Source organism: Kineococcus indalonis (genome assembly GCF_009906395.1).
Taxonomy (GTDB): Bacteria; Actinomycetota; Actinomycetes; order Actinomycetales; family Kineococcaceae; genus Kineococcus; species Kineococcus indalonis.
In genome coordinates, this window is the sequence record NZ_JAAALM010000075.1 from 1 (window position 1) to 10,810 (window position 10,810).

10 protein-coding genes are annotated in these 10,810 nt (G+C 77.3%); 4 read left to right on the forward strand and 6 right to left on the reverse strand.

Annotation, left to right across the window (positions count from 1 at the left end; genetic code table 11):
- Positions 1–478: 478 nt before the first annotated feature.
- Positions 479–1,423, forward strand: coding sequence for a cell wall-binding repeat-containing protein (locus tag GTR00_RS05985; RefSeq protein WP_323132255.1), 945 nt, complete (start codon positions 479–481; stop codon positions 1,421–1,423).
- A 37-nt stretch (positions 1,424–1,460) separates the two neighbouring features.
- Here GTR00_RS05985 and GTR00_RS05990 read toward each other — a convergent pair whose 3' ends face one another.
- Both GTR00_RS05990 and GTR00_RS05995 read right to left on the reverse strand, forming a co-directional pair.
- On the reverse strand, positions 1,461–3,011 hold the full coding sequence (locus GTR00_RS05990; protein ID WP_323132256.1) for a cryptochrome/photolyase family protein: 1,551 nt from the start codon (positions 3,009–3,011) through the stop codon (positions 1,461–1,463).
- The gene (locus GTR00_RS05995) at positions 3,008–3,823 is read right to left on the reverse strand and encodes an MBL fold metallo-hydrolase (protein WP_166610726.1); all 816 of its coding nucleotides are present in this window, start codon (positions 3,821–3,823) and stop codon (positions 3,008–3,010) included. Before GTR00_RS05995 ends, GTR00_RS05990 begins: the two co-directional genes overlap by 4 nt.
- 77 nt (positions 3,824–3,900) lie before the next feature.
- Here GTR00_RS05995 and GTR00_RS06000 point away from each other — a divergent pair, with 77 nt between their 5' ends.
- From GTR00_RS06000 to GTR00_RS06010, 3 genes are read left to right on the forward strand one after another with little or no spacing between them, the layout of a single operon-like run.
- Positions 3,901–4,452, forward strand: coding sequence for a hypothetical protein (locus GTR00_RS06000; RefSeq protein WP_166610727.1), 552 nt, complete (start codon positions 3,901–3,903; stop codon positions 4,450–4,452).
- Positions 4,453–4,462: 10 nt separating this feature from the next.
- Positions 4,463–4,909 carry a DUF2243 domain-containing protein gene (locus GTR00_RS06005; RefSeq protein WP_166610728.1) on the forward strand — a complete coding sequence of 149 codons (447 nt, stop codon included), beginning with the start codon at positions 4,463–4,465 and terminating at the stop codon, positions 4,907–4,909.
- Positions 4,906–5,787 carry a cytochrome c oxidase assembly protein gene (locus GTR00_RS06010; RefSeq protein WP_166610729.1) on the forward strand — a complete coding sequence of 294 codons (882 nt, stop codon included), beginning with the start codon at positions 4,906–4,908 and terminating at the stop codon, positions 5,785–5,787. The genes GTR00_RS06005 and GTR00_RS06010 overlap by 4 nt, the downstream gene beginning before the upstream one ends.
- Here the strand turns inward: GTR00_RS06010 and GTR00_RS06015 are convergent.
- The 4 genes from GTR00_RS06015 to gcvP all read right to left on the reverse strand — a co-directional run bounded on the left by GTR00_RS06015 (position 5,729) and on the right by gcvP (position 10,795).
- Positions 5,729–6,826 (reverse strand): SPFH domain-containing protein, encoded by a 1,098-nt coding sequence (locus GTR00_RS06015; RefSeq protein WP_166610731.1) that lies wholly within the window; start codon positions 6,824–6,826, stop codon positions 5,729–5,731. The two genes, GTR00_RS06010 and GTR00_RS06015, sit on opposite strands and share 59 nt — an antisense overlap.
- Positions 6,826–7,329 (reverse strand): NfeD family protein, encoded by a 504-nt coding sequence (locus GTR00_RS06020; RefSeq protein WP_323132257.1) that lies wholly within the window; start codon positions 7,327–7,329, stop codon positions 6,826–6,828. Before GTR00_RS06020 ends, GTR00_RS06015 begins: the two co-directional genes overlap by 1 nt.
- Before the next feature lie 68 nt (positions 7,330–7,397).
- On the reverse strand, positions 7,398–7,850 hold the full coding sequence (locus GTR00_RS06025) for a nitroreductase/quinone reductase family protein (protein WP_323132258.1): 453 nt from the start codon (positions 7,848–7,850) through the stop codon (positions 7,398–7,400).
- A 92-nt stretch (positions 7,851–7,942) separates the two neighbouring features.
- Positions 7,943–10,795, reverse strand: coding sequence for an aminomethyl-transferring glycine dehydrogenase (gene gcvP, locus GTR00_RS06030; protein WP_166610734.1), 2,853 nt, complete (start codon positions 10,793–10,795; stop codon positions 7,943–7,945).
- Positions 10,796–10,810 lie beyond the last annotated feature (15 nt).

Consider the following 10,810-nt stretch of genomic DNA (forward strand, 5'->3'; position numbering starts at 1 on the left):
GGGGTGCCGGGGGTGCGCGGCGTCGCCTCGCGGCTGCGCGTCGTTCGGGGCACGGGGTTCCTCCTGCTCGTCGTCGAGCGCACCCGAGCGGGTGCCGGTCTGAGCATGCCTCGCTCTACAACGTTGCACAAGTTCCCCGGCGCCCGGTCGCGGTGCGTCGCGCGCCGCGCTCCGGAGCGGGTCGGGGCGCCCGGAAAACGCCTGCGCCACCGCCCCGGGCGGTGCCACGCTCCCCCGGCCGCCGCACCGCCGCGGGCGGTGCACCCACGTCCCGGGGGGATCCTCGTCCGAGCAGCGCCCGACCCAGCACCCGACCCGGCAGCACCCGTCCCGGCACCCGTCCCGGCGGCAGCGCGGCCACGGGGCGGGCGCCCTGCTCGCCACCGCGCTGCTGGCCGGCGCGGGTGCGGCACCGGCCGCGGCAGCGCCGGAGATCGGCTTCGAGACCCTCACGCCCCGCTGCTCCCCGGCGCTGCCGGTGCCGCACCCGGGGTGCGCCGAGGGCCGCACCTACCGTGGCGCGCCGCTGCCCAGCGGCACCCCTGGGTCGGTCAGCCCGCTCACCGGCCCGGACCGGTTCGCCACGGCCGCGGCGGTGGCGCGCGAGGGCTTCCCCGAGGCCGACGTCGCCGTGCTCGTCAGCGGCGAGGACGCGCACCTGGTGGACGCGCTGTCGGCCGCGCCGCTGGCCCGCAGCCTCGCCGCGCCCCTGCTGCTGGCCACCCGCGAGGCCGTCCCCGGGGCCACGTCCGCGTACCTGGCCGAGCGCGGCGTGCGCTCGGTGCTGCTCGTCGGCGGCGCCGACGCCCTGGGCGAGCCGACCGCGGAGCGGCTGCGCGCGCTGGGCGTCGCGCACGTGGCGCGCGTCGCCGGCGCGGACCGCTACGCCACCTCGCGCGCCGTCGCCGAGCTGCTGCCGCGCGCCGAGCACGCCTGGGCCGCCTCCGGCGAGCAGGCCCACCTGGTGGACGCGCTGGCGGCCGCCGGGCCCGCCGCCGGGCTGGGCCAGCCGCTGGTGGTGCTGCCCGACGACCCGGCCGCGGCCGAGCGGACGGCGCGGACCCTGAGCGCCCTGGGCGTGCGGGGGACCACCGTGGCCGGCGGCGGCGAGGGGGTGGCCGACGAGGCGGCCCTGCGGATGCCCGGCGCGGAGCGCCTCTCCGGCGCCGACCGCTACGGCACCGCCGGCGCGCTGGCCTCGGCGGGCGTCGGGCGCGGGCTGCCCGCCGGCGACTTCGCGGTGGCCCCCGGCGCCCAGCGGCACCTCGTGGACGGCCTGGCCGCAGGCGCGCTGGGGCGCGCGGTGGTGCTGGGCGAGGACCTCGGGGCGGCCCGGCGCACGGTGGCGGTGTGGTTCGGGACGGCGCCGGTGCTGCGGATGACGACCGTGGGGGCGGTGCGCGCGCAGGACGCGCTGCCCTGACGGCCCGGGCGCGGGGCGCGGGCGGGGCGCCGGCCGCTCACGGCGGCTGCGCGCCCCGCGCGCGCTCCTGCGCCAGCACCGCGTCCAGGTCGCCCAGCCGGTCCAGCCCGCGCAGCGCCTGGTGCATCCGGGGGTTGGCGGCCAGCCGCTCGCGCTGGGCGTGCAGGAACGCCCAGTACCCGGCGCTGTAGGGGCAGGCGCGCTCACCGACGCGCACCGCCGGGTCGTAGCGGCAGCCGCCGCAGAAGTCGCTCATGCGGTCCACGTACGCGCCGCCGGAGGTGTACGGCTTGGTCGCCAGCACCCCGCCGTCGGCGTGCTGGGACACGCCCACGACGTTCGTGGTCATCACCCACTCGTGACCGTCGACGAAGGCGCGGCGGAAGAAGTCGGCCAGCTCCGCGGGGCGGTAGCCGCGCTGCAGCGCCCACCCGCCCAGCACCATCAGCCGCGGCACGTGGTGCACCCAGCCCTCCTGGCGCACCCCGCGCAGCACGTGCGCCAGGCAGTTCGCCGCCACCGCGCCGTCGTCCAGATCGGTGAACCACGACGGCAGCGGCTCGCGGGCCCGCAGGGCGTCGCTCTCGCGGTACCCCTCGCCCAGGTGCCAGTGCAGGTGCCAGTTCCACGCGCGCCAGCCCACGACCTGGCGCACGAAGCCCTCCACCGACGCCACCCGCAGCCGGTGCGCGCGGCCGTGCTCCTCGGCGCGCCGGGCCACCTCCAGCGGGTCCAGCAGGCCGAGGTTCTGCGGCACCGACAGCAGCGAGTGCGCCATCCACGGCTGGCGCGAGAGCATCGCGTCCTCGTGCGCGCCGAACGCCTCCAGGCGGTGCTGCACGAAGTGCTCCAGCGCCGCCAGGGCCTCGGCGCGGGTGACGGCGAAGCGGCGCGGGCCGTCGGCGCCCAGGAAGCGCACGCCCGAGCGCTCCAGGCGGTCCAGGTCCTCGCGCACCTGCGCGTCGACGTCGTCCTCCACCGGCCACCACGGGTCGGGCACGTCCAGCCGGCCCGAGCGCGGCGGCGGCTCGCGGTTGGCCGCGTCGTGGTTCCACGAGCCCCCCACCGGGCCCCCGCGCCCGTCGAGCAGCAGGCCGTGGTGGCGGCGCACGTCGCGGTAGAAGTCCTCCATGAGCAGCCGGCGGGGGCCGCGGTGGCGCGCCCAGTGCCGGAACCGCGCCTCGGAGACGACGAACCCGCGCGAGGCGAGGACGTGCACCGGCGCGCGCCGCCCGCCCGCCCCGGCGTCCGCCAGCCGGCGCACCAGGCGGCGCGCACCCCAGGAGGTGGGGTCGCAGACGCTGACCGGCTCGCCCACCCCCGCCAGCGCCTCGCCGTAGGTGCCGGCACGCACCACCTCGGCGCGCCCGCCCAGCTCGGCCGCGCGGTGGCGCAGCGCCGAGAGCACCAGGTGCGCCTTGCGGCGGTGCACCGGAGCGCGGCGGAAGACGTCCGTGGACTCCACCAGCAGCACCGGCTGCTCCGGCGCGTCGAGGAAGTGCGGGCCGAGCTGGTCGGCGAACAGCCAGCGGCGGGTGCCCGGCGAGCGCTCGGGCAGCTCCGCCGGAGCGGGGTCCTGCCCGCTCACCGGGGCGCGAAGACGGCCGTCTCGCCGCGCGCGACGTGGCGCACGACGCCGCCGAGGCCGCGGCGCTCCACCTCGTCGCGGAAGTGCGACAGCGGCGAGCGGAAGACGCCGTAGTCGTCCACGTGCACCGGCACCGCCTGCGCGGGCTCGACGACCTGCAGCAGGTCGGCGCCCTGCACGCCGTCCATCGTCACCACCAGCCCGCCGGGCAGGGTGGTGCCCCCCAGGTGCAGGACGGCCAGGTCCACGTGCGGGTGGCGCATGGGGATCTCGCGCAGCTCGGGGACGTTGAGGGTGTCGCCGGAGACGTAGACGGTGAAGCCCACCGGCCCGCCCACCGGGCCGAACTCCCACACGCTGCCCATCACCGGCGGCAGCAGGCGCTGCCACGGCCCGGGGGCGTGCCGGCCGGGGGCGGCGGTCACCCGCACCTGCACGCCGCCGCGGCGCAGCGTGCGCGACTCCCACGGCGCCAGGCCGGTGACGTCGGTGAACCCCGCGCGCCCGGCCAGGCGGCGGCGGGCGTGCGGGGTGGTGAGGATCGGCACCCCGCGCGCCAGCCCGCGGCGGGCCACGCGGTCGAAGTGGTCGCCGTGCAGGTGCGAGAGCACCACCGCGTCCAGCTCCGGCAGGTCACCCACCTGCAGGGCCGGCTCGGTCAGCCGCCGGGAGACCAGCCCCTTGCCCAGCCACGCGTACTGCCCGCGGTGCAGGAAGTTCGGGTCCGTCAGCAGCGTCAGAGCGCCGTAGCGCACCAGCGTCGTCGCGGTGCCGACGAAGGTCAGGGACAGCTCCCGGTCGGTGGGTTCCACGCCCGTCCCCTACCCCGCGCGCACCCGGGGCAACCGCCCGGGGGTTGCCCACCGCCGCGAACGGGTAGGGCAGGGACGTGGAAGAGCACCGCACCCCCCCGGCCGACCGGCAGCACCTGCTGGCCATCTACCTCAACGACCACTACGCCGGCGCCACCGCCGGCCGCGCCCGCTTCGCGCGCGCCGCGCGCAGCCACCGCGGCAGCGACGCCGGGCAGGTGCTGGCGCGCCTGGCCCGCGAGGTCGCCGAGGACAAGGACACCCTGCTGCGCACCATGCGCGCCCTGGGCGTCGAGCCCGACCGGCGCCTGCAGGCGCTGGGCCGCGCCGCGGAGGCGGCGGGGGCGCTGAAGACCAACGGGCGGCTGCTGCGCCGCTCACCGCTGAGCTCGGTGGTCGAGCTGGAGCTGCTGCACCTGGGGGTGCTGGGCAAGGGGGCGGTGTGGCGGGCGCTGCGCGAGCTGGCCCTGACGGACGAGCGGCTGGACGCCGAGCAGCTGCAGGAGCTGGTGCACCGCGCCGACCGCCAGGCCGCGGAGCTGGAGGCGCTGCGCCGCAGCGCCGTCGTGGAGGCGCTGGGACCCGGGCACAGCGAGGGGCCCACGGCCGTGCCGCCGCGGGCCGGCTGAGGGGGCGGGGGTGAGGCGCCGGTCCCTGCTGGCCGGGGTGCTGTCGGGCGTGGGCCTGGCCGCGTTCCTCGACGAGGTCGTCTTCCACCAGCTGCTGCACTGGCACCACTTCTACGACCGCTCCACGCTCGAGGTCGGGTTGTTCTCCGACGGGCTCTTCCACGCCGGCGGCTGGATCGCCACCGTGGCGGGCCTGTTCCTCTTCGCCGACCTGCAGCGCCGGCGCGCCGCCTCCCGGGCGCACCTGGTGGGCGGGCTGCTGCTGGGCTGGGGCGTCTTCCAGCTGTACGACGGGCTGGTCCAGCACAAGGTGCTGGGGCTGCACCAAGTCCGCTACGGCGTGGAGCTGCTGCCGTACGACCTGGCCTGGAACCTCGCCGGCGCGCTGAGCGCCGTGGCCGGGGCCGCGGTGCTGGCCCGGGCGCGGCGCCGCGCCCGGGGGTCGGCGCGCGGGTGAGCACGGGGGTGGACGCCGGGGCGGACGCGGTGCTGCTGGTCCTTGCGGCGCTGGTGCCGGGCGCCTACCTGGTGGGCGAGCAGCGGCTGCACCGGCGCGGGGACCGCTGGCCGGTGCGGCGCACCGCGGCGGCCCTGGGCGCCGGGGCCGCGCTGGCGGCGGCGGGCCTGGCGCCCGCGCTGGCGCCCGGGGTGCTGCCGGCCGGCGGTTTCCGCGCCCACGTGGTGGTGCACCTGCTGGCGACGGTGCTGGCGCCGCTGCTGCTGGCGCTGGCCGCCCCGGTGACCCTGGCGCTGCGCACCCTGCCGCTGCGGGCCCGGCGCGCGCTGCTGGGCGCGGTGCGCGGGCGCTGGTCGCGGGTGGTGACGTGGGCGCCGGTGGTGCTGGCGCTGGAGGTGGGCGGGCTGGCGGCGTTCTACCTCACGCCCCTGTTCGCCCTGGCCCACGAGCGCCCCTGGCTCGGGGCGCTGGTGCACGCGCACATGGCGGCGGCCGCGTACCTGTTCAGCGCGGTGGTGGCCGGCGCGGACCCGCTGCCGCACCGGCCGGGGGTGGCGGCGCGGGCGGTGCTGCTCGTGGTCGCGGCGGCCGTGCACGACGTGGTGGCCAAGCTGCTGTGGGCGCGCGGGCTGCCCGCCGCGCCCGGCCACGGCGGGCACGCCGGTAGCACCGCCGACCTGCGCGCCGGCGCGGAGCTGATGCACCAGGGCGGCACGCTCGTGGAGGTCGCCACCGCGGTGGCGCTGTTCGGCGGCTGGTACGCGCGCGAGGGGCGCCGGCTGCGCCGCGAGCACGAGGCGGGTGCGGGCGTGGCGGGGCTCAGCGCTCCCCCGGCGCGCTCCCCGGCGCGCTCCCCGGCGCGCTCCCCGGGGCGCTGACGCCGCGGGTGGCGCCCTCGGCGGCGGCGGTGGCCCCCGCGGCCTCGGCGCGGGCGCGGTGCAGGGCCGCGGAGGGGTCCTCCAGCACCGGCTCCTCGAAGTCCGGGACGTGCGGGGCCTCCCCGCCGCGCTCGCGCCGCGGCGCGCCGTCGCCGTCCGCGCCGCCGTGGGCGTTGAACATCGACCCGAAGCCCTTGAGGGCGTCGCCCAGCTCGCTGGGCACGATCCACAGCTTGTTCGCGTCGCCGCGGGCGATCTGCGGCAGCGTCTGCAGGTACTGGTAGGCCAGCAGCTTGGGGTCGGGGTCGCCGCGGTGGATGGCGTCGAAGACCTGCGTGATGGCGCGCGCCTCGCCCTGCGCGCGCAGGATCGCCGCCTGCGCCGCGCCCTCCGCCCGCAGGATCGAGGACTGCTTCTCGCCCTCGGCGGTGAGGATCTGCGACTGCTTCAGGCCCTCGGCGTTGAGGATCGCCGCGCGCCGGTCGCGCTCGGCGCGCATCTGCTTCTCCATGGAGTCCTGCACGCTGTGCGGGGGGTCGATCGCCTTGAGCTCCACGCGGTTCACGCGGATGCCCCAGCGGCCGGTGGCGTCGTCCAGCACGCCGCGCAGCTGGCCGTTGATCTGGTCGCGGCTGGTGAGGGTCTGCTCCAGGTCCAGGGAGCCGACGACGTTGCGCAGCGTCGTGACGGTGAGCTGCTCGATCGCCTGGATGTAGTTGGCGATCTCGTACGTGGCGGCCTTGGGGTCGGTGGGCTGGTAGTAGATGACCGTGTCGATGCTCACGACGAGGTTGTCGGAGGTGATGACGGTCTGCGGGGGGAAGGAGACCACCTGCTCGCGCAGGTCCACGACGGCGCGGACCTTGTCGATGAACGGCACGAGGAAGTGCAGCCCGGCGTCCAGGGTGCGCGAGTAGCGGCCCAGCCGCTCCACGATGACGGCGGTGGCCTGCGGCACGATCCGGATGGTGCGGGCGATGACGATCGCCACGAACAGGACGACCAGGACCAGGACGACGAGCGTCACGACCGTGTCGATCAAGGCTTCTCCTCAGGGTGCGGCGCCCCGGGCACCGGCCCGGGCGGGACGGGGCCGACCACGGCCGTGGCCCCGTCGATGGCGGTGACGACGACGTCCTCACCGGCGGTGAAGGCCTGACCGGGGCCGGTGCGCGCGGACCAGGTCTCCCCGACGAGCTTGACCAGCCCGCCGCGCGCGCTGACGTCGCTGAGCACGAGGGCGGTGCGGCCCACGAGCGCCGGGGCGTTGGTGGTGCCCACGGGGGGCATCTTCAGCCGGCGCAGCAGCACGGGCCGGATGGTGCCGATGAGCAGGCCCGCGACGGCGGCGGCGACCAGCACCTGCCCCACGAACCCCAGGCCGAGGGCGTCGGCGGCGGCGCCGGCCAGGGCCCCGCCGGCGAGCATGGCGAAGACCAGGTCGATCGCGGTGATCTCCAGGATGCCCAGGACGAGCGCGGCGGCGATCCACAGCAGCCAGCTCTGCTGCAGCAGCGACTCCAGGAAACCCACCGTGATCACCCCCCGCGGTGATCCTAGGACGCCCGGCGGGCTCGCGGGGGGACGCGCGCGGTCCCCCCGCGGCCGGCTCAGCCGGCGCGCTCCAGCAGCAGCACGGGGATCTGCCGGGGCGCGGCGGTCACCTCGTACTCGGCGAACCCGGGCACGAGGGCCTTCTGCTTCTCCCACACCGCCGTGCGCTCCTCGCCGGTGAGCTCGCGCACCCGGACGGGGAACGTCTCGGTGCCCACCTCGACGGTCGTGCCGGGGTGGGCCAGCAGGTTGTGGTACCAGTCCGGGTGGACGGGCCCCCCTCCCTTGGAGGCGAAGACGGCGAGGGCGCCGTCCACGTCCTGGTACACCATCGGGCTGACGCGCTCGGCGCCGCTCCTGCGCCCCACGTGGTGCACCAGGACCACCGGGACGCCCTCGAACCGCCCCCCGACCTTCCCGCCGCGGGTGCGGAACTCCTCGACGACCGCGGCGTTCCACCGGTCCATCTGCGCCTTCTGCTGCGCGGGGTCCTGCGTCGTCTCGCTCACCGCTGCCTCCAGGTCGCCGCCCGGACGCTCCGGGTGGCAGCCCCAGGGTGCCGCCGAAGCGGACCGCGGTCCAGACCCCCGCCCCGCCCCGTTCAGCCCTCGGCGAGCTCCTCCAGCGGCGGGCACGAGCACACGAGGTTGCGGTCGCCGGCGGCGCCGTCGATGCGGCGCACCGGGGGCCAGTACTTCGAGCGCGGGTCCAGCCCGTTGGGGTAGACGGCCTCGGCGCGGGTGTAGGGGTGGTCCCACTCGCCGGTCAGCGCGGCGGCGGTGTGCGGGGCGTGGCGCAGCGGGGAGTCCTCCACCGCCCAGCGGCCCTCGGCGATCTCGCGCACCTCGTCGGCGATGGCGAGCACCGCGTCGCAGAAGCGGTCGACCTCGGCGAGGTCCTCGCTCTCGGTGGGCTCGACCATCAGGGTGCCGGCGACGGGGAACGACATCGTCGGGGCGTGGAAGCCGTGGTCGATGAGCCGCTTGGCGACGTCCTCCACCGTCACGCCGGTGGCCTTCGTCATCGGGCGCAGGTCGAGGATGCACTCGTGCGCCACCAGGCCGCCCGGGCCGCGGTACAGCACCGGGAAGGCCTCCGAGAGCCGCGCGGCGACGTGGTTGGCGCTGAGCACGGCCTGCACCGTCGCGGCGCGCAGGCCCTCGGCCCCCATGAGCCGCACGTACGCCCACGAGATCGGCAGGATGCCCGCCGAGCCGAACGGCGCGGAGGAGACCATCCCGACGCGCTCGGGGTCGGCCTCGGGCGAGGTGGCCGGCAGGAACGGGGCCAGGTGCGCGCGCACCGCGACCGGGCCGACGCCGGGGCCGCCGCCGCCGTGCGGGATGCAGAACGTCTTGTGCAGGTTCAGGTGCGAGACGTCCGCGCCGAAGCGGCCGGGGCGGGCCAGGCCGACCAGGGCGTTGAGGTTGGCGCCGTCGACGTACACCTGCCCGCCGGCGTCGTGCACCAGGGCGCACACCTCGCGGATGGACGCCTCGTACACCCCGTGCGTGGAGGGGTAGGTCACCATGATGGCGGCCAGGTCGTCGGCGTGCTCGGACACCTTGCGGCGCAGGTCGTCCAGGTCGACGTTGCCGTCGGCGTCACAGGCCACCACGACGACCCGCAGGCCCGCCATGACCGCGCTGGCGGCGTTGGTGCCGTGCGCGGAGCTGGGGATCAGGCACACCGTGCGGTGCGCCTCGCCGCGGGAGCGGTGGTGGGCGCGGATCGCCAGCAGTCCGGCGAACTCCCCCTGGGAGCCGGCGTTGGGCTGCAGGGACACCGCGTCGTAGCCGGTGACCTCCGCCAGCCAGCGCTCCAGGTCGGCCACCAGCTCGGCGGTGCCGGCGAGCTGGTCGGCCGGCGCGTACGGGTGCAGGTCGGCGAACTCCGGCCAGGACACCGGCTCCAGCTCGGTGGTGGCGTTGAGCTTCATCGTGCACGAGCCCAGCGGGATCATGCCGCGGTCCAGGGCGTAGTCGGCGTCGGAGAGGCGGCGCAGGTAGCGCAGCATCGACGTCTCGGAGCGGTGCTGGGAGAAGACCGGGTGCTGCAGGTAGGCGCTGGTGCGCAGCAGCGCGCCGGGCAGGGCGTGCTCGGGCGCGTCCTGCACCGGCTCCAGGCCGAAACCGGCCAGCGCCGCGGCCACGTGCTCCGGCGCGGTGGTCTCGTCGCAGGTCAGGCCGACGTGGTCCTCGTCGACCAGGCGCAGGTTCACCCCGGCCCGCAGCGCGGCGGCCACCACCCGCCGGGCGCGGCCGGGCACGCGGGCCAGGACGGTGTCGAAGAACTCCTCGTGCACGACCTCCACGCCGCCGGCGCGCAGGGCGGCGGCCAGCCCGGCCGCGGTGCCGGCCACCTGCGCGGCGATGGAGCGCAGGCCCTCGGGGCCGTGGTGCACCGCGTAGCAGCCGGCCATGACGGCCAGCAGCACCTGGGCGGTGCAGATGTTGCTGGTGGCCCGGTCGCGGCGGATGTGCTGCTCGCGGGTCTGCAGGGCCAGGCGGTAGGCGGGCGCGCCGTCGGCGTCCCTGGAGACGCCCACCAGGCGGCCGGGCAGGTTGCGCTCCAGGCCCTTGCGCACCGCCACGTACGCCGCGTGCGGGCCGCCGGCGAACATCGGCACCCCGAAGCGCTGGGAGCTGCCCACCGCGACGTCCACGCCGAACTCGCCGGGCGCGCGCAGCAGCGCCAGGGCCAGCAGGTCCGCCGCCGCCACCGCCACCGCACCGCGCTGCTTGGCGGCGGCGACGACGCCGGCCAGGTCGCGCACGCGCCCGGAGGTGCCGGGGTACTGCACGAGCAGGCCGAACACGGCCCGCTCCCCCAGGGCGGCCAGCGGGTCGGGGGCGTCGAGGTCCAGCAGCACCAGCTCGACGCCCAGCGGCACCGCGCGGGTGCGCAGCACCGCCAGCGTCTGGGGCAGGACGTCGGCGTCGACGGCGAACACCGCGCCGGCGGGCGCCTTCGAGGCCCGCCGCGCCAGCGTCATCGCCTCGGCCGCGGCGGTGCCCTCGTCGAGCAGGGAGGCGTTGGCCACGTCCAGGCCGGTGAGGTCGGCCACCGCGGTCTGGAAGTTCAGCAGGGCCTCCAGCCGGCCCTGGGAGATCTCCGGCTGGTACGGGGTGTACGCGGTGTACCAGGCGGGGTCCTCGAGCACGTTGCGCCGCACCACGGCCGGGGTGCGGGTGCCGTGGTAGCCCAGCCCGATCATCGAGGGCACCACGCGGTTGCGGGAGGCCAGCTCGCGCAGGGCGGCGGTCACGGAGGCCTCGTCGAGGGCCGGCGGCAGGTCCAGGGCGCCGGCGCGCTCGAGGATCCCGGCGGGCACGGCCCGCTCGACGAGCTCCTCCAGGGAGGCCGCGCCCACGGTGCGCAGCATCCGCGCGACCTGCTCGGCGTCGGGGCCGATGTGCCGCGCGGTGAACGGCAGCGGCGGGGCGGCGTGCAGGGAGGGGGCCTGGGC